Source organism: Pseudoalteromonas sp. SWYJZ19 (genome assembly GCF_015864375.1).
GTDB lineage: Bacteria > Pseudomonadota > Gammaproteobacteria > Enterobacterales > Alteromonadaceae > Pseudoalteromonas > Pseudoalteromonas arctica.
On record NZ_JADYXI010000001.1, the window covers coordinates 84,263 to 109,202 of the forward strand.

The window sequence follows — 24,940 nt, forward strand, 5'->3', positions numbered from 1 at the left end:
TGCTATCTTTTTATTATCCATATCATAAAAATAAGCGCTAACATGTTGTTCCGAGGTACAATTGCCATAGCCATATTGGTAATTTCTGCTGCTAATAAAAGCGATGCAAATGAAGTAGACGTGCAATTTAGTGGTTTTGCATCTTTAACACTCAGTTACACTGACGATTCAGATATCGGCTTTGCATCAAATTATTTAAACGAAAACGATACCGGTTTTTCAGTAACGCGTGATTCAATTTTAGGTGGGCAAGCTAATATCTCGCTCTCAAAAAACTGGGACTCTGTGGTTCAAGTAGTAGTACAAGATCATAGCTTCAAAAGTCTTGATAACTTTTTAGAACTCGCTTTTATTCGTTATCGCCCCTCGCGCCATTGGGCTATTCGTGCTGGCAGGCTAAACAGCGATCTTTACTTACTCTCTGAATATCCTTATGTAGGATACGCCTATTTGTGGATCCGCCCTCCTCATGAATACTACTCTTTTGCAAACATTGCAGGAAATTACGACGGTGTGGATATTGAATACAGTAAAGCCATTGATGAAGGTTTTTTACGTTTAAAGCTCGCATATGGAAGCTCTACAGCAAAGTTAAAAGCCGATAATGACGACTTTTTTATTGATTTTGATAATTTAACCACCTTTAGTGTAACCTATTCACTTGACGCATGGACCGCACGTTTCTCTTTATCTAAATCTGATTTTGGTGGCTATAAGTTAACCTCATTAGATGAGTTTTTAGCCTTACTAGACGCAGTACCACAAAGTATATGGCCACAAGCACAAACGATATCTAACAAATTTAATACCAAAGGCCACAGTATAGAATACGCGGCATTTGGACTAACCTACGATCATAATAATTGGCTTATTCAATCTGAAGTAGGTATTTCGGAATCCGATTGGATAATAGCTCCATCAGTACTCAATACTTATATTAGCGCTGGTTATAGGGTAAATAATGCAATATTTTACACGAGCTTTTCTGCAGCCAAAAATCGTCACGATGTTATACAAGTAAACGAACCTGTTTTTTCACCAGGCATACCCGATCAAATTTCAGAGCCAATACAACAGCTAGCATTTGCAACACAAGCTGCTATTAAGGTGCCTTATGTTCATCAGCATTCAATTAACATAGGTGTAAAATGGCAACTATCGGAGCGATTAGCGCTAAAAGCTCAACTAGACCGCTTTGATATAAAGCCCGAAGGTGCGGGTTTATGGAGTCTTAGTAATCCTGCAGATGTAGACAAAGGCCACAAAGTACATATGCTAAGTTTGAACGCTAGTATGGTGTTTTAACAATGATGAGCTATCGTAACTCACTCCTTTATGTGTTGCTGCCGCTTTGCCTGCTTCTTGTTAGTGTTAATGCCAAATCTACAGAGTTTGTAGTGGTGGTAAATAAAAACAATACAATTAACGCTTTATCCAAACGCGAAGTCATCGATATTTATATGGGTCGCTATTTAACGTTTCCTGATGGTGAAACCTCTAAGCCACTTGATTTACCGGCGCAATCTGCATTAAAAAATGATTTTTACCTGCAACTGGTCAACAAAAATGAGCAAAAAATTAATGCTTATTGGGCAAGGTTATTATTTTCAGGGCGCGCAAAGCCCCCATCACCGTCAACATCCGTTGAAGACGCGTTAAACAAAATAGCTGCATCACAATTTGCAATTGGTTATATTCCTCAATCGCAGGTTACAGACGCAGTAAAAGTGGTATACACATTTGATAAAAATTAGCCAAGCACTCTACGTACGCGTTGCTCTATCAATCGCTATTGTCGCCATTGTAGTAACGTTAGTGTCGTCAACACTTTCTTATTACTCGGGTCTTAAAGAAAAGAAAAACACCAATTACCTACTCGTGCAGCAGTTAGCACAAACAATGGGAAAAACAGCCGCTATAGCAGCCTACCTAAACGATCGTGAATTAAGCCAAGAAATTATTAATGGCTTGCTAAGTAACGACTTAGTGCAAGGCGCAAGCTTAGAAGGAGAGGTAAACCCAAAAGGAGAAATGGATTTATTTATTGCAAGTGGCTCTACTAACAAGAAAAAAGAAGCTGTTTTAATTAAATTAGTTCACCCCTTTATAGAAGACACTTTTATAGGTGTACTGGCCATATACCCCGACGATAACTTTATTGAACAACAAGCACAGTCATCACTTATAAAAGAATTTATTTTAATGCTGATTCAATCAATCGTCATCGCTTTTTTTGTGTCACTGGTTGTACGAAAATGGCTCACTCAGCCTATTCAAAACCTAACAGACAGCTTTGCGACAATTGATCCTACCAATCCCGAAACCATGACAATGCTAGAGTTTAAGCAAGGTAAGCGAGACGAAATAAGCAGACTGACGCAAGGTATAAATGCCTTAATGCATGAGTTAAAGCTAACCATTAGTAATGAGCAATCCCTTCGTAAAAAAACTCAAGAACTAGAAGCTAAATTTAGACTTATTTTTGAACAAGCCAGCGCCGGTATTTGTTTATTAGATGACAAAAATATTATCACCACCTTTAATCCCGCGTTTAAACATTACTTTACCGTACCCGGCGAAGAAGAGTTATCAACCTTGCACTTTCCTGCTCTGTTAAATAACGTTGATGAATTACAAAACCTACTTGCAGATATACGTTGTGATAAAAACCCACCACAAGCAACCCTAGATATAGAGTGTAAAGTGGGCCATAAAACCATTTGGCTGCACTGTTTATTTGTTAGATTAACAGAGCAACGTGAAACAAAGCGAAGCGTTCAACAAGAACACTTAGTTGAAGTAATTTTACATGATGTAACTGAGCGCGCCGAACGCGAATTTCAAACCCGCTTTGAAGCCGATCACGACCCACTTACCGATTTACTTAATCGTCGTGCCGGCGAAAAACGACTTAAAAAAGCGCTGCGCGAGTGTATTAAACACAATCAGCACCTAGTACTAATGATGATTGATTTAGATAAGTTTAAACCCATTAACGACACCTACGGCCACGAAGCCGGTGACAAAGTACTTATTGAAACAGCGCACAGATTTAAAACACTTTTCCACGAAAAAAACGACATTTGTATCCGCCTAGGCGGTGACGAATTTATAATTGCGCAACAGGTAAATACCTACCACAAAGCAGCAACGCGTGAACAATCTATTGTTTTGCTTAAAGAGCTACAACAACAGGTTAGTATTTCAAACACTAAAACATGCGCAGTAGGTGCAAGCATAGGTATTGCAGTAGCCCCATATGATGGCAATGAACTACACCAATTAATGCATAACGGTGATAAAACCCTTTATCACGTAAAAGAAACAGGCCGAGGAAAAGTCGCCTTTTATGACGATATAAAAAATTAGATGGCGTGAATGAGTAACTACATAGTAAATGCTATAACGTATTTATGGCTTTCAAATAATCTTTATTATAAAAATAAGCCGCTAACCCAAAATACGAAATAACACCTAAATAAGCAATTGGGAAGTGTGAATATACGCTGAGGTAAATAAGCAATAATATAAAAAACAGACTAATGCTAAAGCAAACCACTGCCAAAAGCCTGCCTAAACAACATATAGATTGGGCTGCAATATTTAAAACAAACAAGGTAATAGCACCAAGTATTACATACACTAAAGTGTTTAAATCTTCCCCATACGCTAAACCATCTTCGGTATAGTACATCATGTAATGAGCGAGCGGAGTCAGTGCTAATAAAGCCCAGAAACCATAACTGCTCCAAGTTGATGAGACAAAATAGTTACTACCAATGTCAGGCGCAGGAAACGATGCTTTATATCTATTTTGATTCATAAGAAGTGACCTTTCATTTAGTATGCTAAGCTAAAATAACTACGCTTATTATTGATTTTTATAATAACAATTACAACTTACCTCATTGACCACAAAAAACCACACTAGTAAAAAGTGATAAACCAGACCCCTAAAACATAGATTTACATCCAAACCTTTAAAGTAAATTGAACAATTAAGTTTTCAATTGATAGAATGCCAACCTATTTTTCTATCAAGAGATACAATGGCAAACTTCAATACTCATCTTAATACTGCCGTAATCATCACCGGCTTAAGTTCAGCCACTTTATTATCTGCAGGCCATATTGATTTAAACGGCGCACTCTGGCTATGGTTTTTAGGCTCAATTGGCGGCTTATTACCCGACATAGATTCAGATAACTCAACATCACTCGATACTATTTTTAACTTATTTGCACTGAGCGCTGTATTACTGGTACTGCATTACATAACCACCGAGCTCATTATTGAAATTAGCTTTATCGAGTTAATCGTAGTGCCATTATTGGTTTACGGATTTATGAAATATATTATTAGACCCATTTTTGAATGGATCACAGTACATAGAGGTAGTTGCCACTCTTTACTATTTATACTGTTATGCGCGCTATTAACGACTCAAGTAACATGGAAACTGAATGACCAATCAACCACACAAGCTGCTGTTTTTGCCTGGTTAACGGGTGGGTTTATTTTATTAGGCGGATTAATTCATTTATTGCTGGATGAAATTTACAGTGTAGATTTAAGTAATGTCAGAATTAAACGCTCTTTTGGCACCGCTTTAAAAATAGCTGACTTTGATAATAAGTTAATTACGCTAGCTTCAATTATTGCCATTGCAGGTTTAATCTATGTTGCGCCCCCTACAGAACAAACTATCACAGCGTTAAGTGATTGGTCTCACTTTATATTTCTATCTTAACAAAGTAGGTTTTAAGCTATTTTACAGCATTGCCCGACTACAATAAGTGGCTTTTACAAAGTCACTTATGTCCATTGCTAGAATACGTGTAAAATGCCCTCTTAGTAATCTAAAAGTTGATTCACTAAGAGTGTGTGAGACCCAGCGTTTTTAGAGGCATAAATGGCTTGAATCACAACGACTTTGCCGATTTAAGTTTTAATTAAAATCCGTAGCTTGAGCCTATTTGTTATTAATTATTACTTTTGTAGGTTTGAGTGAAATAATTAAATAGCTTTACCTGTCTTCTACCCAAGTATGAGAGCTATTACAGCTTTTAAAAGCATAAAATTATAAGAGGTACATAATGGAATTTACGAATAAACGCACCATGCTAATTACGGCATCTTTATTGTTGGTGTTAGCGATAACACAGGCTGTTTTTACTGCCCTTTACAGTGCAGAAATTAGTTTTTCAAGGCAGTATGCATGGGGACTAGAAGCCGTGGTTTTCACTCTACTTGTTGCCTTTGCGGGTTCTGCTATGGTGCAAGCAAAAAACGCTCAGCTAGGATGGTCGGCTATAACATTTAGCGCGATTCTTAACATAGTGCAGGTAAGCATTGGCCTTACTTTGTTTTCAACATTTGGAAAAGTAGCGGGTACCGTAGAAGGCGCACAACCTTTAATTAGTGGCGTGGTTTCGTTGTCATTCATGATTTACTACGCAGCTAAATTATTATTGGGATTAGCAGCAGTTGTTTTTGGCCTGTCTTTTATAGCTAAAGGTGGCAAAGCAATTGGAGGGCTTACTGCCTTAGCTGGTGTGGTTGCTATGTTTGCCAATGCTATATTAATCATCTTTGGCCGTGATGGATTTATGCCATCAGGTGTTGCTGGTGCTTCGGGCATGATTGCAACGTTACTTTTAGCAATATGTTTAATAAGCCTTAACCGTAAACAAGACTAAGGCTAAATACCATATTAATAAGGTAGTTACTTAAATAAGTTATAAACATCGGCGTGTATTAGAGATGCTAATTCGCCGATGTTTTACGTTTAAAGTGACGCCCACTTTCAACTTAAAACGTTCGACTACCGCATCCCAAGTTAATGCCCTCTTCTTAATCTAAAGGCTAATTCACATATACGACTAAACTAGACAGCCACTTTAATTGAACAAACAAAACTATACCAAAAAATTCGCTCTTCAAGTTCATACGACTAAACTAGACAGCCACTTTAATTGAACAAACAAAACTATACCAAAAAATTCGCTCTTCAAGTTCAAAATTTATCTTTTATGACTGGGTCACTTTATTTCATCCGTTAAATGAGTAATTAGCCCTATTAAACGTAAATTACACGCATGAAAATAACTGCATAATGCAGTTGTGATTTATTACTGAATAGTTTTACTGATTAGCTTAAGTTTTATGTGAGTAGCTTTTCGCAATTACTGATATTTGAGCGCCGTTTCCGCTTTAAGTTTTCACAGTAACTTGCTTGTGAAGTAGGCCTACCTACTGCACCATGGAATACGCGCGTAAATTGTGTGGTGAGTTTTAACCAGTTTTCGGGGGATATATTAAGTCTTTCTAACAAAGGAAGGTTCATACTATCAATGTGCCCGCGTTTATCCTCTCGTATTATTCGCCCTGTTAACTCAACAAGTTCAAGGTACGATTTAAGTTCAAACGGCAGCCCTTTAGGCATAATCTGACGTGGCATGCCTGAAAAACGTAGTAACTGCTTAGGTTGTTTACCTTCTGCTGCGCATGTTAAGCGATTTTGTACACTGGTATGGTCTGATTCTTCTGGTGTGTTAGCCATTTTAGCTCTAATGGGATTTAAATCGACATAGGCCATACAGGCTGCAAGTGCTGCTTCATCTAGTAATGCTTGCGATGTGAATCTGCCTTCCCAGAATCTACCCGTGCAGTTATCTTCTTTATTTGCTCTGCGCGCAATATCTTCATTTAGTAACCGCATAAACCAACTGATACTTGCTAGGCGTTCACGGTATTGTTTAACCGTTTGATTGAAAAAGATGAGTTCAACTTTACTTAGCTTTTCACCTTGTACATATTTTTGCGTTAACAATGTGCCTTTACAGAGTTTATGCCAGCGAATAACAATCGCTTTATCATTTAGCCTATTCGCTTTTTTATCATCAACATACAGGACTAAATGGGTGTGATTACTCATTACGGCATAAGCACACACATCAATACAAAATACCTTAGCTAATTCAAGCAGCTTATCTTCAACCCACCCTCGTCTATGCTCGTAAGATTGACCAGTAAAACGGTCTTCCCCACATAAAAATGCACGTCGCACGCAACGCGAAATACAATGGTAGTATTTTGTATCAACCAAACTTACTTGACGTTTTCTTGCTATAGCCATAAGACACCTGCTTACTTTTTGCACTAAAGAAAGGCTAGCTGCTAACTTCGAAAAGTGCAAAATTTAGGATGGGTGTCACTGTTAATTCTGCTTTCTTATCATCTACATACAGTACTAAATGGGTGTGATTACTCATTGCGGCATAAGCACATACATCAATACAAAATACCTTCGCTAATTCAAGCAGCTTATCTTCAACCCACCCTCGTCTATGCTCGTAAGATTGACCAGTAAAACGGTCTTCCCCACATAAAAATGCACGTCGCACGCAACGCGAAATACAATGGTAGTATTTTGTATCAACCAAACTTACTTGACGTTTTCTTGCTATAGCCATAAGACACCTGCTTACTTTTTGCACTAAAGAAAGGCTAGCTGCTAACTTCGAAAAGTGCAAAATTTAGGATGGGTGTCATTGTTAATTTAACGCAAGCTATGCGCGGATACATTTTTTGTAATTTCAGCCCGTGCTACCGCACGTTTTAATCCACGACTAAACGTTTTTGCATCAATCGCTTTTTCTTTATCCCAGTTGGTACAAAACAGTATACTGCCAAGGGAAAAGCCTGCTATGTAAGCGTTTAACCGCCTTGCTGCACTTTTAGGTAATATGACACGACGGTCTTTATTGCCTTTTCCTGCTCTAACCCATAGGCAGTCTTGGCTAAATTCAATATCAACAACCCGTAAATTCAGTAATTCACTTATTCTGAGCCCACACCCATAGCAAATACAAAGCATGATTTTTTGTTGTGCAGATACCGTATTTAAGAACAGACGATGAACCTCATCTCGTGTTAATAATATCGGTATTGTGTGTGCCTTTTTAGGCAATACAATATCAATAGTAAATGAGCGCTGTAGTACATATTTATATAAAAAATTAACGGCATTGAGTTTTACTGCAATCGTTGCACGCGACAAGTGCTGTGTTAGATTTACATACCTAAAATACGCCTCAAGCTCTTCCTTATTAATTAAGTCAGGCGATTTATCGTAATAATTAGCTAACTGAGTAAGTGCATTTATATAAGATTCTTCGGTACGTGGTGAGTAGCCTCTTAAACGGATCTCGTCTATGACGCGTTGTCTTAATGGGGTCATTGGTTTTCTCCTGTGAATAGGGGGAAGTCCCAATGACAAGTGTGGCAATTATGCTGGAGGTTGCTAGCTCCGCGTAGCGGCTTTGTTCAACAGCTTATTGAACCCCACTTTGGTGAGTTATAACACCCCAAAACGGCGTATATTACGTTGCTTGAAAATCACACCAAACAACTCGTTTATAATCAGACAATAACAATTGCTACCCAGTAGCCTTTGTTATTTAACCCCATAACGCCTTTTAATAATGTTATGGGACAAAACTCAAACCACTGTATTTATTACGAGAATTAGGATGACACCCATTCAATTCATTTAGACTTACACCCATCTTAGTTTCAAAATTTAAGATGGGTGTCTTGTTAAATTTCTTTTTCAATATTTGATAACTTAGGGTCGGTACAAGAAGGAATAATTGACTCGAGAGCAATCCATAAATTAAGCATTTGGTTTTCATGAGAATCACTTTTAAGAGCCAATGAATGCAGCTCTGCAGCCCTAGTGAATACACGGAATGAGTTAGGCTCTAAACCAAATTCTGTTAAAAATTTATTTGCCTGAATAGCTGCTCTAGATTGTTTTTGATCGGTACACTTGTGCATTGAGTTAATACGTATCTTAGAACGATTAACTTCTTTATTGGTGTCGTCAATAATTAAGCAGTCTGAAGCCCAGGACATTTGTTCTTTATGGTGAAAAAGACTAAAAATAGTACTTAAAATTTCAAGTTTATCTTCTGCTTTAGCTTTTGCAGAAAAATTATCCCTAGCTTTTAATTCATTGATGCAAATGTAGATCTCATCTGAATTTTTAAAAAACTTATGGCTACCAATATCGAAGTTTATATCCTTTAAATCATTATGAATTTCAATCTTAAAAGCCTTCATTGAATCTTTATAAAGTTTAACCGTTTCTTTAGATTTAAAAATCAATCGATAATTTTTTGGCTTACCAGTAAATATATTAATAAAGTCTTCTATTGCTTTATTACTAGCAATTCTATCTTTATTATAATGAAAAAATTTCTGTGATATTTCAGCTAAATATTCAGAGCTAAAGCCAATATTTAATAAGGTTGTAGCATAGCTTCTAGCTAAGCTTCGAATACTCGAAAAATCAGTATTTCCAGTTATAGTTTCGATTAACAGTTCTTCATTCTTTTTCTTATATTTTTTTAAATATATTTGCCTAAGAATTAATTCAATAACTGTTTTCTTTTCTTCAACAGGCTTATTAGGCTCAAGTAAAACAGAGTTAATTTGCTTTAATTCAAGTGAAAGCAATTCTTTAGCTACTCGATCCCTAGATAAGTTATCACTTAATTCTTCTATTACATGCTTTAGATTCGGAGCTTTAATATTTCCTTTATTTATCTCCTCTATTACCTCTAGAGCCTCTTCGCAGAGTAAACTAGTATTCATAGAGGATGGCTTATATGTGTCTAAAGAATAGTCAAAAAATAGCTCATCAAATATCTGGGCAAAGAAAAGCAAGTTTTCAGATTGCTTGACGTTATCCCATTTTTCGGTTTTTCTATAACGCATACAACTCCAAATAAAATATTACTAGACTGTAGAATAACTCCAACAGCCAAATTAAATTAAAAAACAAGCTCCTGTAATCAACTCTAAGCGCTTCAAAAGCATTAGGTAATGCAGGAACCCATAAAACAGGTTGTATTTCTTAAAAAAGAGTAATTCTACAGCCTGAATAATTTGCTAAAATACGCGGAACGCAAACAAATTGTACATATGATCTTCCCCCCAAATTTATCTACTCATCACCCGAAAAAAGTATAGTTCCGCTAGTGTATATTGATGAGTTATTACTATCTGTATTACCAAATGGATAACGTACCCCTATACCAAAATAATCCGAATTGGCTGATATATGAACGAATTCATAGCCTAATTGAAAGCTTTTTGAGGTAGAAACATAACTTGCATACCATCCATTTTGGAGCTTTAAACCTAGATTAACCCCAAAGTTGGTATCACCGTTCTCATCACTTTTCCCAACTGAAGCCCCAACAAAGGGAATAAAGTCTGATTGCTCAAATTGATATTGATAACCCAAATTTATATCCCAAGATCCCATACCAATAGATGCTTCACCATCATTTTTATTGTTATGACAATGATAAGGCTGACTTCCTGCGTGGCAACCGTTGCTATCGGTTCCTCCAGAGTGTGATAATACTTCAGTAGGAATTAAAGCGACTAAAAGAAAACTTGCTAAATAAAACTTCATGTTGAATCCGTAGTTAAAGGTGCGACTTTTCACCTAACAGCTTATTGAACCCCACTTTGGCGGGTTATAACGCCCAAAAACAACTTTTAATAATGTTATGGGACAAAACTTACATCGCTGTATTTATACACAGCAATTAATTCTATTTTTATTTAAAGCTGAAAGCTTTATAGCCCTAGCCTTTAAAACCTTGTATCTCTCTCACAAGGGTCACCATCCCTATCGCCATCCATTTTTGTATTCGGGCAGTTATTAATGAAAAATATTGCTTCGTCTTTAGATGTCATTTGGCTACAGTGCTGCCTGCCATCACACGTAAAATTTTGCGTACTTTTTGGTATAACGACTTTTAGGTGTTTTTTATCAAAGGTGGCTAAATCATCATTGGTGGCTAAATCATCATTAGTAATAACGGGAGTTTGGCTGCTTGAGTGAGTGTTGTATTTATCAATCGCATAAAAGCAAAGTGCAGCAATAAGCGCTATTGAGGCAACTTTACCTAAAAAGCTACTGGCAAAGTTAGATTTGGCAATGCGGTATGGCTGTTGTGTGTGTTTTTGGTAAGGTGCTTTAAGCTCTGCAACGCCTTCTATGCGGCAGTTAATTGCTTTGGTTTTACCGTCGGGCTGTGTAGCGACTTCAAAGTAAATGGTGTCGCCAACTTTAGGCTTGCGGCTCATATGTTTAAGCGCTGATATGTGTATAAACGTGTCGTGCTCTAGGGTGTCTGATTTAATAAAACCAAAACCTTTGTCGGTTTTCCACGACTTCAACAATCCTTTGTGCATATGTGTGCCTTAATAACCTGTAATGCTTAAACTGCGTTTACGCTAGTTTCATTTAGTTAACACTTGTTATTATACGTTCCTAAATTGAAACCATGCAACTATTTATTCATATTGCGTTAATTTTACGCTTTATCTATTAAACCAAATTAATAAAAAGTTATTAAATTTAACTATTAACTAAGCGCTTAAATAAGTAAGCCTTTAAACAAAGCTGAGTAAAAAATTCAACCTATTTTATTTATAATTTACGGCCATATGTCCTTTAATTCACATCAACCACAGTACACTCACCCACCAGCTTAACAGCTTGTTTACACTAGATTTTGTTATTAGTTATTTCTATCTGAATGAAGCTTTTTTAGTGTAATTTTTCATTCGTTATTTACTTAATTTATCTATACAATCCACACCTTATTTTTACGCACGTATTTCAAGTGATTATCTCATGCTACTAACCGTTGTTTATATTATTGGTATTACCGCAGAAGCCATGACTGGCGCACTTAGCGCTGGGCGAATGAAAATGGATTGGTTTGGGGTAGTGCTGGTAGCTAGTGCGACCGCAATTGGTGGTGGCAGCGTACGAGATATTTTACTTGGCAATTACCCGCTTACGTGGGTTCAGCATCCTGAGTATTTATTAATTACTTGTATTGCAGGCATTGTGACTACGTGGCTTGCTAAATGGGTGGTTAAATTTAAAGGCATATTTATGCGCCTAGATGCCCTTGGTTTAGCTGCATTTAGTATTATTGGCTGCCAAGTGGGGCTTAATATGGGCTTGCACTATGGTATTTGTGTTGTGGCAGCCATTGTTACTGGCGTATTTGGTGGCTTATTGCGTGATTTAATATGTCGTCAAGCTCCGTTGGTATTGCACAACGAGCTGTATGCTAGCGTAGCGTTAATTGTAGCGTGCTTATATTTAGCGCTGCACCATTACAATATTGACGACAACATAAGCATTATTGTAAGCCTAGTTGCGGGATACTTAATACGTATGGCGTCAATACGCTTTAAATGGCGCTTACCTACGTTTAGTTTATTAGAACCGGCTAAATAGCTAAATTAGTTATATAAGACAGGCTTGAATCTGCTAGGCAATAAAGCCTGTCTTCTCTTTAATGATCTTTATTACTCTTTATTATTTAGTACTCACACTACATCGCTTAATGCGGTTTTAGAGCCGCTGTTACTGTGCGGCATTACGCTAAAGCTGCCATCTGTTTCGAGCACAACTGCGGCGACCTCTTCTATTGCAATAATACCTGCGCCTCGCACAGCGGCGCGAATTTCTGATTTTGTTACGCGTTGTGATTTAAGGGCTGAATCACAATACTCGCCATTACTTAATAATAACGTGGGTTTTGCTTTTACAAGCGCTGCAAATTTTGACGAGCGCACACTAAGCCACGTAATAACATATTGCAGCCCTATTAGTACTACAAAGGCAAGAATGCCCTCAAACAACGGGACACTTTTAGAAATAATAACAGACGCTAATATAGAGCCCAGCGCAATGGTGACTACAAAGTCGAACACATTCCACTTTGAAAGCGTACGTTTACCCGATACACGTAACCAAAACACCAGTACTACATAACCCAGTACACCAATTATAAGTACGCGTAATAACCCCTGCATGTCATCGTAAAACATAATGGCTCCTTTATATATAATGCCGCTATTAAATCTAACCCTTGTTTAATTTAGTTAATAATTTCGCACCTAAAACAGTACCAATGGGGATGAATAAAAGCCATAGATAGGCAAAAAACTTTAAAGCAGATTTAAGTAATGCAAAATCGTTTACACGTTTATTTTTAATCAACATGTAACTTATAAAATAACCAACCAACGCTGGCACCATTTGTATTAACGAAATTACTATACCAGATGAAATATGCCCTGCGATTAATTTAGGATCGCCACCAGCAAATGCTGTATAGGCAGAGTGAAAACCTGTAAAAAAACTAATCAGTGAGATTAGCAAAAAAACCTGTAAAAACAGGCTTGCTATGGCTAAAAATACGATTGAAGATTGTTTCAAAATCATCCTTAATTTAGCTAATGTGTAGGTTAAAGTTAGTTTTATGGTTCAACGGTTTTATCTGCCAGTGCAGCTAATACTTTACTTAATTTTGTAGCAACTAAACAGTTTGGTACGTTATGGCGCGCAGCTATATAAGTAGGATCGTTGTAACTTAACCACACTTGCGATTGTGCGTCTTCCCATACCAGTGCTTTTAGTGGTAAATCAATACCTATTGTTTGTGCGCACTGCATAAGTGGTGTGCCGCCTTTAGGGTTACCAAATATAAGTACTTCTGTTGGGCGTAGTAGTTGATCTACTTTTTTAGCACCCGCTGCGTGATCTATTCTTGCAAATATATTTAGCCCTTTTTGTTTTGCCAAATTCTCAAACTTATCCATAGTGGCTTTTGCACTTAATGAGCTTTTTACTGAAATTAGTCCCTCTACTGCGTTAGCATTTGTAATAGTAAAGAGTAATGCGAGTCCAAAAATAATATTTAGTGTTTTCATAGTGCCTCCGTTTAAATATATAAATACTGAGCGTTATTGCTCCTTTAATTTTTACAGTGTACATTTTTGCTAGGTAATTAAATTTAATAATTTTTTTGGCTGATGGTTATGTTTTTCAATGTATAATAAATTTAAAGGGAGAAATACATGCACATTGGAATAATTGAAGATCATCAATTAGTACGCGACAGTTTTAAAAAACTACTAGAGCTACAAGCCGACTGGGAAGTAATAATAGAAGCCTGCAACGTTAGCCAAGCAAAACTGGCTGTTGAGCTTGAACAACCCGATATATTTATTGTTGATATATCACTTAATGAATCAGAAACCGGCCTTACATTTTTAACCTACCTTAACGAAAATTTCCCTGAAATTAAAACTATTGTTGCCTCTATGCACGATTACGAACCTTATGTAAGTAATGCACTACGACTAGGTGCGCTTGGTTATGTGTCTAAACGTTCTGCGTCGGAGGAGTTAATTGATGCCGTTAAATCGGTTGCATTAGGTAAACGCTACATAAGTGAAGACGTAAATTTTGCTTTAAATACACCAAACTCAGCATTAACTATTTTAACTAACCGCGAGCTTGAAGCTTTACCACTGCTAGCAAAGGGCTTTAATGCAAAGCAAATAGCGCAAAAATTAGAAATAATGCCTAAAACAGCGCATGTACATAAGGCCAATATTTACACCAAGCTTAATGTTACAACCTCGTTTGAGCTATTAAAAATAGCTATTGATGCGGGAGTAATAAAGCTAGATGAACTTACCTAGTACACTGCCCGCCTTTAACTTTACTATTACGGCGACCGTTAAAGAAATTACAAAGCAGTTTGTAGTTGGCGTAATTTATTTTATTGCCTGCATTGCTGCTTTTTGGGTAGGAGCTAATTTAGAAACCGTGCCCGAAAGTAGCGCTATATTTATTCCTGCCGGGATAAAAATTGCCTTTTATTTACTTTCGCCAACTCGTTATTGGATTACGTTGTGGGTATCGTCTCGTGCTTTGGCTGCTCACTTAGGGTATACAATGACCGGCGCTTGGGAGTTTAATTTACTGCATGGTTTTTGGCAGGAGCTTTGCTTTTTTGCCCTTGTGTATGCATTTAAACATAGCCGCTGGCCGCCGAGTATTAATAATAGTTTAGGTATACTTTCGTTGATTTTATTGTGTGTTGCAAGCACTTCAATAAAGTGGTTTTTGTTTTCCAGTGCGTTTGAATTTACAAACATATTGGTTGCTAAAGAGATATTACAGTATCAGTTAAATATGTGCCTTGGCGATATAACTGGCTCGTTATTAATTGCGCCGTTTATTATGCTACTTCACTCTTTAAACCTTCCGTTAAAGCGCCCTGCATTACTTAAAATAACTAATTTAACGGTTACGTTGGCTACCCTTTTACTTGTTATGATGCTTGTATACTTGATACGCCCTGATACCTACCCATTGCTCCGCCTTGCATCGTTATTACCTATTATTTGGTTTTCGTATCGCTTTGGCGTATTAGGCGCGGTAACTAGCGCTACACTTATTAATGCACTAATAATAGTTGAAGCAAGTATTACCCATGAGCCTAGCAATACCTATATTAGCCAGTTGTTTATTTTAGCTAATGCGATTACCAGTATGGTATTAGGCGCGGCTATTACAGAGCTTAAACGTAAAAATACTGAATTAAAAAAAATTAACCGCGCGCTTAAAAAGCAGCTTGAGCACAACACGCTTCTTGGGGCTAAAATGGTGAGCGTGCAAGAAAACGAGCGAAAGCATCTGTCACAAGAGTTACACGACGAACTTGGGCAAAACTTAACGGCTTTAAAAACCGATTTGGCTATTTTGTCGCACCTTAGTGATGAAAAAACGCAGTCGTTTGTGGCCACATTAAAAAGCAATGCAAATTCTATGTACGATTCTGTTTATCAATTAATGCATTACCTTCGCCCTCGTGAACTGGACGAATTAGGGCTACAAAATGCGATGACCCAAGGGCGATTAAAAAGCTTACTTACCAAAGCAAATATTAGCTACGAGGTTAATTTTAATGTAGATAATGCGCTGACAAAAGAGCATGAAATTGCCGTTTACAGAATTTGCCAAGAAGCCGTAACCAATTGTATTAAGCACAGTAATGCTGGCAATCTTGTTATAAATATTAAAACCGATAGTCAGTTTATAAAGTTAGAAATTAGTGATAACGGAAGCAAAGTAAAACCGAGTGAAAACTCAGGTCACTATGGTTTAGCGTTTATGGAGGAGCGCGCTATTGCGCTAGGGGGTAGCTTTAAGGTTACTGATCAAGGCGGCTTTACCATTAAAGTAAAACTGCCTATAAATATTGGGCGTTAAATGCTTTAACAAATTGATACTTGCTTAGTGTAAAACTTTTGCCTTGGTTGGTCATCAAATGCGTCATCGGGGTTTACCTGTATTTCAACTTGGTTGCCCACCAGCTGTAGCAATAACCCGGTCGCTATTTGGCAATTGCCTAAGGTTGATTTTACAACCACCTTTTTGCCTATTGCGTCTTGCAGCCTTGGCTTTGGTAAATTAGGGTTAGTAACAGGTCTTAACCCTTCTGCTTTTACAAATAAATTTATGCAATAAAGTTTAGCTGCGGCAACTCTTTGTTCGTTCATTTTAGCTATATCAACATTATTCAAAAAATGAATAATGGCTTGGTTAGCGCGGCTAAAGTCACTTGTAACATCGTCTAGCTCTCGCCCTGCTGCCCACTTTCGGGTAACTAAATACTTGCCAGCTTCCATTCTTGCTAAGGTAATTGACGCTCCAGTCATTTTACTAAACCATTCTATACAATAACTTGCTGTATTAATGTTATGAAGTAATACGCTCATGCTGCCAAATTCTTTTGTACTTTCATCCAATAAAGTCATATTTGTATCTCTACGTCCTAGTTGTAAAGAGTTTATTAGTAATTATGAAAGTAAAAAATCATCCATATTCCTAATCAATCTAGGAAAATGGCTTAGTAAATAACAAGTGCTATTTATAAAACACCATTTACGAGCTTAAACCCATTATTAATGGTTAAAATGTTAAGCAGTGGTTTAAATTTATCGCACGGTTGATTATGATAAGTTAAGTACTATATCTATGTTTTCGCTTTATTATTTTGAAAGGATCGCCATGTCTAGCTATAACGAATCTCCAGAGCAAATTGAACAAGCCACGCAAGGCTATGTAATGCAGCAAACAATGTTGCGTATTAAGGATCCAAAACCGTCTTTAGAGTTTTACCAAAATGTATTAGGTATGAAGCTGTTAGGTAAGTATGACTTTCCTGGTATGAAGTTTACGCTTTACTTTTTAGGCTACGAGCAAGAGCTGCCAGAAGGCGATGATAAAGCAAAAGCGGAATGGGTGTTTCGCCGCCCTGCGCTAATTGAGTTAACCCATAACTGGGGTACTGAAAACGACGACAGTTTTGAGGGCTACCACAGTGGCAATCAAGAACCTAAAGGCTTTGGCCATATTGGTATTAGCGTGCCTGATGTTTACGAAGCTAGTGAGCGCTTTGCAAAATACGATGTAGAGTTTGTTAAAAAGCCAGATGATGGCTCTATGAAAGGACTTGCGTTTATTAAAGACCCTGACGGCTACTGGATTGAAATACTCTCTGCTGAGGGAATTACCGAAATTATTCTTTCTCAGTAATTACTGATTTGTTTATATTAAAAACCAGCTATTTGCTGGTTTTTTTATTTTACTTGTAAAATTTATCTCTATTTATAAGCCCAAGCATCGGTTATAAACACTTGGCACTTGTTGTAACTAGTAGCAGACTTTTGGGCTATGCCTCTTACTCTAAAATTAGTTAAGCCATTCGCTATTATTAGGTCTTCGTCGGTTATTGATAGCGTATCGACGAGTGCGTTTTGCTCTGTTAAAAAATCGACTTTAAATTTTATATTTTTAAACGAAAAGTCTGATTCATTTTTTATTTGCCCTATACACGCAACATACAAACCATCGGTTTCATTTTTAGTGCTTATTTGGCTTACATTAGCAGTTAAGTTTTTTTGTGCTTGTTCTTCAAGCCCTGCTACATAAATATTTTGATAAAAAACAAACCCAAAAATACCAACAATACTTAAGGCCAATGCACCAATAATTATGGGATTATTTTCTAAGTTAGAGTACTTAGCTTGAAGAGAGGTGCATTGCGGGCATTTTTTAGCGCGAGAATCAATTGAGCTAAAACACATAATGCATTCTTTAGTTTGCTGAATATCTACCATTACAATAAGCATCCTTGTTAAGTATTAAAACCAGCAGCAGTGCTGACTTTTAAGGAGTTTAAGTGTACGCATGCAAAGAATATCCGTAAATACAAATAGCTTAAATAAGTAACGATTTTAGCACCCATTAAAAATAACTGTATATAAACACAGTGCGCTTGTTTTTAGCATTTTAACGTAAACATAAAAAAGCCAGCGGTTAAGCTGGCTTAGTATATTTACTAATTTATATAGTTACTTACATAGCTACTTACGTAGTGCGTCGATTCGTGCATCAAGCGGCGGGTGCGATGAAAACAATTCAGCCATGCCTTTGCCACTTGCAATACCAAAGGCCATCATTGAGCCTTCTAATTGCGAAGGATGGTTTTGCTTTAATCGCTCAAGGGCTGATCGCATTTTGTCTGCACCTACTAATTTAGCTGCGCCGCTGTCGGCTGCAAACTCACGCTTACGGCTGTAACTTGCAACTACTATGCTTGCTAGCACGCCAAATAATACTTGGAATAACATATCGAATAAGAAGTATGTCCAGCTACTGCCACCCTCTTCTTCATCGCTATTAATAAAGTTATCTACTATGCCTGCCAGTACTTTTGCGGCAAATATTACAAAGGTGTTTACCACGCCTTGTATTAGCGTAAGCGTTACCATGTCGCCGTTAGCAATATGCGATACTTCGTGGGCAAGTACGGCTTCGGCTTGATCTTTGGTCATGTTGTGCATTAAGCCTGTGCTTACTGCCACTAACGAGTTGTTTTTACTTGGGCCGGTTGCAAACGCGTTCATTTCTGGGCTGTCGTAAATAGCCACTTCTGGCATTTTAATACCTGCTTTTTGTGCTTGCGCAGATACCGTTTGTACAAGCCAATGTTCGGTTTCGTTTCGAGGCTGCGTAATTACATGCGCGCCTGTTGATTTTTTAGCGATCCATTTCGACATAAATAACGAAATAAACGATCCACCAAAACCAAATACGGTGGCTATAAGTAAAATTCCGCCTAGGCTACGATGGCTTAAGCCCAGCGCGCTCATGATTATTGAAAGCACTACACCTAATACCAACATAACCGCTAGGTTAGTTAATAAAAACAAAAATACACGTTTCATATTGTCCTCACAAAAATAGGTTTGATCACCGAACATAAAATTAAATTAGGTTAAAGCAATCACTGCGTTATGACACACTATGTCATAACGTTAGCGCTATTTTGTGACAAACTATGTCATAACACAAGTGTTATTTATGTGTTTATTGATAATTTTTTTAGGAAGAGTTTTACAGCAATTTTAAAACTGAAGTTTCTTTATAAATCAGCTTATTACAAGCTATGATTTAGCTCTGCCATATCAATTGGAAAACCACGCTCGTGTGCCAATATGCGTGCAACTTCGTCAATTTTTTCGCCGCTATTATGTTTAAGGTACGACCATTGGTGGGTACTGCGGTGATGATTTACAGCAGGATCGCTGCTTATTATTCCCAATTTTATAAACTCACCCACTATTTGATCTGCCGCTATTAACGTTGACGATGCTTTAACATTTTCGGCCCGCGCATAATTAATATGCGAATATAAACTTACATCGGCTACGCGCAAAGTGTCGTCATCCCCTGGGATTTGTTGCCCGCCAAACAAGGCATTATTTTGTTTATTAGCAGTTTTAAACGCAGGTACAAACTCGGCTACATAATCAATTGCTGTTTGGGTACGTGTTTGCAATGCTGCTTCATCCCAGCCATCTTTAATATAATGCAGGTATTTATTGGGAAGTTTAGGTTGTGCGCTCATTGGCGTTGCATCAGCTAACCCATCATTAAACAATGTAATGTTGTTAGTCATTCCATGTATTTGAAAATATCCGTTAGGGTAAGGCGTCAGCTGCGCCATACCTTCTGGCGTACCACGGTTACCATAAATAATTATTTCGGGTATTTGCCCACCAACACCTTGCCAATGAGTAATGTAAGAGGCTTTAAATTCGACCATGCGTTTTACATCTACCCCAACCAGGTCGTCAATAATACCGGTTTGAAAACCACACGCATTAATAAGGTAATCTACCTCAATCGTTTGTGTATCGACTTGTGTATCGGTTTGAGTATCAGGTTGTTCATCAAGGCTTGGCTCTGATTGGTATTCAATGCGCCACTTAAGTGTTTGCTTATCATTATTGGTATTTATAACTGGCGATACACTTTTAACACTGGTGTTTGTTAAAACGTGAGCGTGTTTGTACTGTGCAAGGGCGAGTTGTGCACTGGCCGATAAACGAAATATATTCCAACCATATTCTTGTGCAACAATAAGCGGAAACTTTAGCTTATCTAAATCTAAATGCTTAGCAACGGGTATCATCCACTCATCTAACGACGTGGGCTTGGCTACTTGTTTTTGCTTAGCAAGCTTTAGCATTTGCTCATAACTATATAACTGATAATAATGTTCTGGCTCGCCTAATACTTTGTTAGCGCTGTCTTGCTCTACAAGCTCGCTGTAGGCTTTTACTAATTTATTTAAACGCGGAAATAAATCCTCCGGGGCGTCGTCATCTCGTTTAGGCACTGCAAATACTGTGGGGCGAACATCGATGGTGTGGGGATAAAGACGAGCAATATCTATACATTGCTTGAGTAAATCTATGCAGTCTTCATCGGATATTTCACGGTATAAGTTGCCACCTGCGTGCAAATGGCACATTGGAGGACCATCAATTAACGACTTTTTCTTTTCAAGTACATAAGTTTCTAGCCCTAACGCAGCAAGCCTAATGGCTATTGTGGCGCCTGCGGTGCCCCCACCTATTATGCCTACGCGTTTTTTAGGTAAGCCATAGTTTAGTGCTTTTGGCTCAGCGCTTACGTGCGCATCTGGGGCGTAGCTTTCAATAAATGGGTGCGTCATATAGTCGTTATGTCCTTAGTAACATTGTCTTTAAGCAAGCTATGTATTTATAAATGTTTATATGTGTACTAAGGCTGACTATTTCAAGATTTACCTAAAAAAGTAACTTTTTTAAAACCACTTAAGTGTTTATAGATAATGCACTAAGCAAGCTTTTGTATATTTGTAACTTAGGAGTTTGCTCGCTGTATGGGCTTATGGCAAGTATTGGGAACGGTAAACGTGCTTTAAGTGAATCAAGGTTTGCTTGGTACTCGTCCATGTTTTTATCGACTTGGTTTGCAATCCAGCCAACGCAGTTTATACCCATACTTTGCATATGCGTAGCAGTTAGTAATGCATGATTTAAGCAACCTAGTTTCATACCAACAACGAGTATTACCGGCATTTTTTCTGCTTTAACCCAGTCGTATAAATAATCGTTTTTATTAATCGGTAACGCCCAGCCACCAGCGCCTTCGGTAAGTATATAATTGGCACCCTGTTGTTTTACATCATTATAAGCATCACTTAGTTTATCAATAGTAATACTAACCCCAACTTTCTCAGCGGCTATGTGCGGCGCAATAGGGGGTGCAAACGCAAACGGATTTACTACGTCGTATTTAGCGCTCACTGTTGCACTTTCCATTAGTATTAGAGCATCGGCGTTTACTAGTTGATCGAACGCCATTTCGCAGCCAGCAGCAAGAGGTTTAAAGCCAATGGCTTGTTTTTTGTGTTGGGCAAGTAACTTTAATAGCAAACTGGTAACGTGGGTTTTTCCGGCATCGGTGTCGGTGCCTGTTATAAAAAATTCTTTCATGCGTTGCCTTTAATGTCTTTGGGCTTATTTAGTGTTTTTCTAATGATAACAGCACCACATGATAAGACACACATGCTTTGTTATTTATAAGCGGATACGAACTGCATACTTTTTGTAGCGCCGATTTAGTAAGTAACCCTTGACGTGTATTGGTATGATTTTGCGTAGTTGCACCTATAGCTTTAATTGAGGCAATAGCTTTTAAAGGTGTTGTGTATTCATCGGTGTAAATACGTTTTTGAGCGCTGTTAATAGTAAACCCTGCTTTTTGGACTGATTGGTTTATATGCAACTCACTATTAAAGGTATTTATGTGGCTGTTAGAATCAAGCGCTGCAAAGGCTGTTTTTATTTCGTTAAGTGAGCCCTCTACCACAGCGCTTATGTACGCCTGCCCGCCTGGTTTTAATATGCTGTAAAGTGATTGCATTAAAGCCGAAAAATTAGCAGACCACTGCACTGCAAAATTACTGTAAATTACATCAACACTGTTTGCTTGTAGCGGTAAGTTATCCATATCGGCGCATATTTTTGGTGCGGTTAAATCACTACTTTGCAGCATATTTAAGCTCAAATCCATTGCCACAACGCTTTCAAATACGCTTTGTAAGGTATGTGTATTAACAAGTGGGCCTGCGCCTAAATCAACACAAAGCTTATTTTTATTAATGCCTGGTTTTATGAGTGAAAATAGATCGCTCGCAGCATGTTTTTGTACATTTGCATGGGTGTTATAACTCGCCGCCGCCTTTGAAAATTTACTTTGTGTGGACTTTTTAAGCTCCTTATTTAGCTCCTTGTTTAACTCTATATCCAATTCGCTACTTACTAGGCACGGTTTTACAAGTTGTGTTTGCACTAGGTCTGTTTTTAATACTGGCTGAGCAGTCATGCTATTGCACCTACTAAATGCTTAACTAGGTGCGTTATGTCTTGCTCGGTATGTGCGGCGGTTAAAGTAACGCGCAAACGTGAGGTGTTATGTGCAACCGTGGGCGGTCTAATTGCAGTAAGCCAAATACCCTGTTGTTTAAGTTTATCTGCCGCTTGCAATGTTTGCTCAGCGCAGCCTAATACTATGGGCTGTATGGCTGTGTTTGACTCCATTACAGCAATATTATGGGTTTTAGCGAGTTGCTTAAATAACGCAATATTGGCATTTAGCTTATCGCGTTTATCATCAGCTGTTTTTATGCTTTTAATACGCGCAAGTGTGTGACTTGCCATAAGCGGCGACATAGCAGTTGAATACGTGTAATCGCGATTAAATTGCAGCATGTAATCAATAAACTGTTTACTGCCTAATACACAGGCGCCACTACTAGCCACTGTTTTACCAAAGGTAATGACTAATATATCTGGCAGCGTTTGAGTAATAAATGCTTCGCAACTGCCTAAACCTGTTTTACCTAATGCACCAAAGCCGTGTGCGTCATCAATCATCAGCCATGCGTTGTGCTGTTTTGCAAGTGCGAGTAATTCTTTAAGAGGCGCGCTATCGCCATCCATCGAAAACACGCCTTCGCTTATAATAAGCTTGTTTTGCGCTTTTGATTTTTCGAGCCTTGAACGTAAATGGTTCATGTCGTTGTGATTAAAACGCACTAATGCCGCGTTACAATGCAGAGCACCGTCAATCAAGCTTGCATGATTTAACTTATCTTGAAAAATAGCGCTGTTTTGCGCAGCCGCTTTATCTTGAAACAACGCTTTAATTACGCTGCTATTAGCGCTAAACCCTGAGTTAAATAGCATCCCTGCGCCATAACCAAATTGCTCGCATAAATATTGTTCAAGCCCTTTTTGCTGCGCCTGATAACCTGTAACCAATGCGGAGCTGTGGCTGCCTAATGCTTGGGAGCCATTTAGGTTTATAGTCACATCACCAAAACCTAGGTAGTCGTTACTAGCAAAGTTAAGGTAGGTTTTATTGTTAACCGTAATAGTTCGCGCGGTTGCATGCTCTACTACTTGGCGTTTACGAAGCAGCGCATCTTGCAGGCGAGCCTGCAGATGCGTGTTTATAAAATCAAAAGGCATAGTTATAAAAAGCCTACGCTTCGTAAAATAATTCAGAGGTTGCTTTGTCGGCCACTTGCGATGAAAGCGAGGCTTCTACTGCTTCGTCTGAATAGTCGTGACGCTTTTCTGGGTTCATGCCTAATTTTTTAATTAGGTTCATATCGGCATCAGCGTCTGGGTTTTCGGTGGTAAGAAGTTTGTCGCCATAAAATATTGAGTTAGCGCCTGCAAAAAAGCACATTGACTGCATTTGCTCGTTCATGGCGTTGCGCCCTGCCGATAAACGCACATAACTGTGTGGCATCATAATGCGCGCTGTTGCTATGGTACGTACAAATTCAAAGTGATCTAAGTCGTCTACGTTTTCAAGCGGTGTACCTTTAACTTTTACCAGCATATTAATAGGCACGCTTTCTGGCTGTTGTGGCAAATTAGCTAGTTGCATCAGTAATCCAAAGCGGTCGCTTGCTTGCTCGCCCATACCAACGATTCCGCCTGAGCATACTTTCATACCGGCATCGCGTACGTGATCAATGGTGTTTAATCTATCTTGAAAAGTACGGGTTGATATAATTTGCTCGTAATACTCAGGTGACGTGTCAAGGTTATGATTATAGTAATCAAGCCCAGCGTCTCGAAGTTCATGAGCTTTTTCGTTTGTGAGTTTACCCAGCGTCATGCAGGTTTCTAACCCTAGCTCTTTTACTTCTTTAACCATTTGCGAAATGTACGGCATGTCTCTGTCTTTTGGATCTGACCATGCTGCACCCATACAAAAACGCGTTGCGCCTTTTTGTTTTGCCAGGCGTGCTTGTTCTACTACTTTTTCTACTTCTATTAAGCGTTCGCGCTCTAAATCAGTACGGTAGTGCCCCGATTGCGGGCAATACTTACAATCTTCTGGGCAAGCGCCTGTTTTAATTGATAACAACGTAGAAATTTGCACTTCATTGGGATTAAAATTAGCACGGTGAACCGATGCGGCTTTAAAAAGTAAATCGTTAAATGGCATTTCAAATAATGCTTTAACTTCAGCGTGGGTCCAATCGTGACGAACAGGTGCAAGTTCCATAATACTCTCTTATTTTTTTTCATAACGGTGATATTGGCTTAGTCTAC

26 protein-coding genes and 1 pseudogene are annotated in these 24,940 nt (G+C 38.2%); 9 read left to right on the plus strand and 18 right to left on the minus strand.

All coding sequences use genetic code 11. From position 1 onward, the window contains the following. Positions 1 to 42: 42 nt before the first annotated feature. From I6F45_RS00395 to I6F45_RS00405, 3 genes are read left to right on the plus strand one after another with little or no spacing between them, the layout of a single operon-like run. Positions 43 to 1,305, plus strand: a complete 1,263-nt coding sequence (locus tag I6F45_RS00395; protein WP_165728653.1) for a hypothetical protein — start codon at positions 43 to 45, stop codon at positions 1,303 to 1,305. Positions 1,306 to 1,307: 2 nt separating this feature from the next. After that, entirely contained in the window at positions 1,308 to 1,754 is a 447-nt protein-coding gene (locus tag I6F45_RS00400) for a hypothetical protein (RefSeq protein WP_165728654.1), read from the plus strand. Beyond that, entirely contained in the window at positions 1,741 to 3,369 is a 1,629-nt protein-coding gene (locus I6F45_RS00405) for a sensor domain-containing diguanylate cyclase (RefSeq protein WP_197140652.1), read from the plus strand. The genes I6F45_RS00400 and I6F45_RS00405 overlap by 14 nt, the downstream gene beginning before the upstream one ends. A gap of 31 nt (positions 3,370 to 3,400) precedes the next feature. Here the strand turns inward: I6F45_RS00405 and I6F45_RS00410 are convergent, their stop codons facing one another. After that, positions 3,401 to 3,823: a hypothetical protein gene (locus I6F45_RS00410; protein WP_165728656.1), complete on the minus strand. Its 423-nt coding sequence runs from the start codon at positions 3,821 to 3,823 to the stop codon at positions 3,401 to 3,403. A gap of 226 nt (positions 3,824 to 4,049) precedes the next feature. On the opposite strand from I6F45_RS00410, the gene I6F45_RS00415 reads away from it, so the two are divergent. Beyond that, positions 4,050 to 4,751 (plus strand): metal-dependent hydrolase, encoded by a 702-nt coding sequence (locus I6F45_RS00415; protein ID WP_165728657.1) that lies wholly within the window; start codon positions 4,050 to 4,052, stop codon positions 4,749 to 4,751. Between the two features lie 346 nt (positions 4,752 to 5,097). Next, positions 5,098 to 5,700: a thiamine biosynthesis protein ThiC gene (locus I6F45_RS00420; protein WP_197159419.1), complete on the plus strand. Its 603-nt coding sequence runs from the start codon at positions 5,098 to 5,100 to the stop codon at positions 5,698 to 5,700. Positions 5,701 to 6,164: 464 nt separating this feature from the next. On the opposite strand, the gene I6F45_RS00425 is transcribed toward I6F45_RS00420, so the two are convergent. The 6 genes and pseudogenes from I6F45_RS00425 to I6F45_RS00450 all read right to left on the minus strand — a co-directional run bounded on the left by I6F45_RS00425 (position 6,165) and on the right by I6F45_RS00450 (position 11,278). Further along, complete coding sequence (locus tag I6F45_RS00425; RefSeq protein ID WP_197159420.1) at positions 6,165 to 7,139, minus strand: transposase; 975 nt, start codon at positions 7,137 to 7,139, stop codon at positions 6,165 to 6,167. Positions 7,140 to 7,224: 85 nt separating this feature from the next. Beyond that, positions 7,225 to 7,476 (minus strand): annotated as a pseudogene (locus I6F45_RS00430) (transposase); the annotation flags it as partial. Between the two features lie 86 nt (positions 7,477 to 7,562). Then, the gene (locus I6F45_RS00435; protein WP_197159421.1) at positions 7,563 to 8,243 is read right to left on the minus strand and encodes a tyrosine-type recombinase/integrase; all 681 of its coding nucleotides are present in this window, start codon (positions 8,241 to 8,243) and stop codon (positions 7,563 to 7,565) included. 359 nt (positions 8,244 to 8,602) lie between these two features. Further along, positions 8,603 to 9,784, minus strand: coding sequence for a hypothetical protein (locus I6F45_RS00440; RefSeq protein WP_197159422.1), 1,182 nt, complete (start codon positions 9,782 to 9,784; stop codon positions 8,603 to 8,605). 229 nt (positions 9,785 to 10,013) lie between these two features. Beyond that, positions 10,014 to 10,490 carry a YHYH domain-containing protein gene (locus tag I6F45_RS00445; protein ID WP_197159423.1) on the minus strand — a complete coding sequence of 159 codons (477 nt, stop codon included), beginning with the start codon at positions 10,488 to 10,490 and terminating at the stop codon, positions 10,014 to 10,016. A 182-nt stretch (positions 10,491 to 10,672) separates the two neighbouring features. Then, positions 10,673 to 11,278, minus strand: coding sequence for a cold shock domain-containing protein (locus I6F45_RS00450; RefSeq protein ID WP_197159424.1), 606 nt, complete (start codon positions 11,276 to 11,278; stop codon positions 10,673 to 10,675). Positions 11,279 to 11,723: 445 nt separating this feature from the next. Here I6F45_RS00450 and I6F45_RS00455 point away from each other — a divergent pair, with 445 nt between their 5' ends. After that, positions 11,724 to 12,341, plus strand: coding sequence for a trimeric intracellular cation channel family protein (locus I6F45_RS00455; RefSeq protein WP_197159425.1), 618 nt, complete (start codon positions 11,724 to 11,726; stop codon positions 12,339 to 12,341). 92 nt (positions 12,342 to 12,433) lie between these two features. Here the strand turns inward: I6F45_RS00455 and I6F45_RS00460 are convergent, their stop codons facing one another. The 3 genes from I6F45_RS00460 to I6F45_RS00470 are packed head-to-tail and all read right to left on the minus strand — an operon-like array spanning position 12,434 to position 13,822. Continuing rightward, positions 12,434 to 12,937, minus strand: coding sequence for a DUF421 domain-containing protein (locus I6F45_RS00460; protein ID WP_197159426.1), 504 nt, complete (start codon positions 12,935 to 12,937; stop codon positions 12,434 to 12,436). 34 nt (positions 12,938 to 12,971) lie between these two features. After that, positions 12,972 to 13,328 carry a hypothetical protein gene (locus I6F45_RS00465; protein ID WP_231609580.1) on the minus strand — a complete coding sequence of 119 codons (357 nt, stop codon included), beginning with the start codon at positions 13,326 to 13,328 and terminating at the stop codon, positions 12,972 to 12,974. Positions 13,329 to 13,369: 41 nt separating this feature from the next. Continuing rightward, entirely contained in the window at positions 13,370 to 13,822 is a 453-nt protein-coding gene (locus I6F45_RS00470; RefSeq protein WP_197159428.1) for a DUF302 domain-containing protein, read from the minus strand. Positions 13,823 to 13,969: 147 nt separating this feature from the next. Here I6F45_RS00470 and I6F45_RS00475 point away from each other — a divergent pair, with 147 nt between their 5' ends. After that, positions 13,970 to 14,599, plus strand: coding sequence for a response regulator transcription factor (locus tag I6F45_RS00475; protein ID WP_197159429.1), 630 nt, complete (start codon positions 13,970 to 13,972; stop codon positions 14,597 to 14,599). Further along, positions 14,586 to 16,175, plus strand: coding sequence for an MASE1 domain-containing protein (locus tag I6F45_RS00480; RefSeq protein WP_197159430.1), 1,590 nt, complete (start codon positions 14,586 to 14,588; stop codon positions 16,173 to 16,175). The genes I6F45_RS00475 and I6F45_RS00480 overlap by 14 nt, the downstream gene beginning before the upstream one ends. Positions 16,176 to 16,180: 5 nt before the next feature. Here I6F45_RS00480 and I6F45_RS00485 read toward each other — a convergent pair whose 3' ends face one another. After that, positions 16,181 to 16,723: a hypothetical protein gene (locus tag I6F45_RS00485; protein ID WP_165728669.1), complete on the minus strand. Its 543-nt coding sequence runs from the start codon at positions 16,721 to 16,723 to the stop codon at positions 16,181 to 16,183. A gap of 253 nt (positions 16,724 to 16,976) precedes the next feature. Here I6F45_RS00485 and gloA point away from each other — a divergent pair, with 253 nt between their 5' ends. Then, positions 16,977 to 17,504, plus strand: a complete 528-nt coding sequence (gloA, locus tag I6F45_RS00490; RefSeq protein WP_165728670.1) for a lactoylglutathione lyase — start codon at positions 16,977 to 16,979, stop codon at positions 17,502 to 17,504. A 68-nt stretch (positions 17,505 to 17,572) separates the two neighbouring features. On the opposite strand, the gene I6F45_RS00495 is transcribed toward gloA, so the two are convergent. From I6F45_RS00495 to bioB, 7 genes are all read right to left on the minus strand, one after another. Continuing rightward, positions 17,573 to 18,088: a hypothetical protein gene (locus I6F45_RS00495; protein ID WP_197159431.1), complete on the minus strand. Its 516-nt coding sequence runs from the start codon at positions 18,086 to 18,088 to the stop codon at positions 17,573 to 17,575. Positions 18,089 to 18,334: 246 nt separating this feature from the next. Continuing rightward, positions 18,335 to 19,198, minus strand: a complete 864-nt coding sequence (htpX, locus tag I6F45_RS00500) for a protease HtpX (RefSeq protein WP_007586783.1) — start codon at positions 19,196 to 19,198, stop codon at positions 18,335 to 18,337. A 212-nt stretch (positions 19,199 to 19,410) separates the two neighbouring features. Further along, a complete protein-coding gene (locus I6F45_RS00505; RefSeq protein WP_197159432.1) occupies positions 19,411 to 20,994 on the minus strand; it encodes an FAD-dependent oxidoreductase in 1,584 nt (527 codons plus the stop codon). A 121-nt stretch (positions 20,995 to 21,115) separates the two neighbouring features. After that, a complete protein-coding gene (bioD, locus tag I6F45_RS00510; protein WP_197159433.1) occupies positions 21,116 to 21,799 on the minus strand; it encodes a dethiobiotin synthase in 684 nt (227 codons plus the stop codon). Positions 21,800 to 21,827: 28 nt separating this feature from the next. Further along, complete coding sequence (locus I6F45_RS00515; RefSeq protein ID WP_197140614.1) at positions 21,828 to 22,691, minus strand: methyltransferase domain-containing protein; 864 nt, start codon at positions 22,689 to 22,691, stop codon at positions 21,828 to 21,830. Further along, a complete protein-coding gene (locus I6F45_RS00520) occupies positions 22,688 to 23,839 on the minus strand; it encodes an aminotransferase class I/II-fold pyridoxal phosphate-dependent enzyme (protein WP_197159434.1) in 1,152 nt (383 codons plus the stop codon). The genes I6F45_RS00515 and I6F45_RS00520 overlap by 4 nt, the downstream gene beginning before the upstream one ends. A gap of 13 nt (positions 23,840 to 23,852) precedes the next feature. Beyond that, entirely contained in the window at positions 23,853 to 24,893 is a 1,041-nt protein-coding gene (bioB, locus tag I6F45_RS00525; protein ID WP_024594991.1) for a biotin synthase BioB, read from the minus strand. Positions 24,894 to 24,940 lie beyond the last annotated feature (47 nt).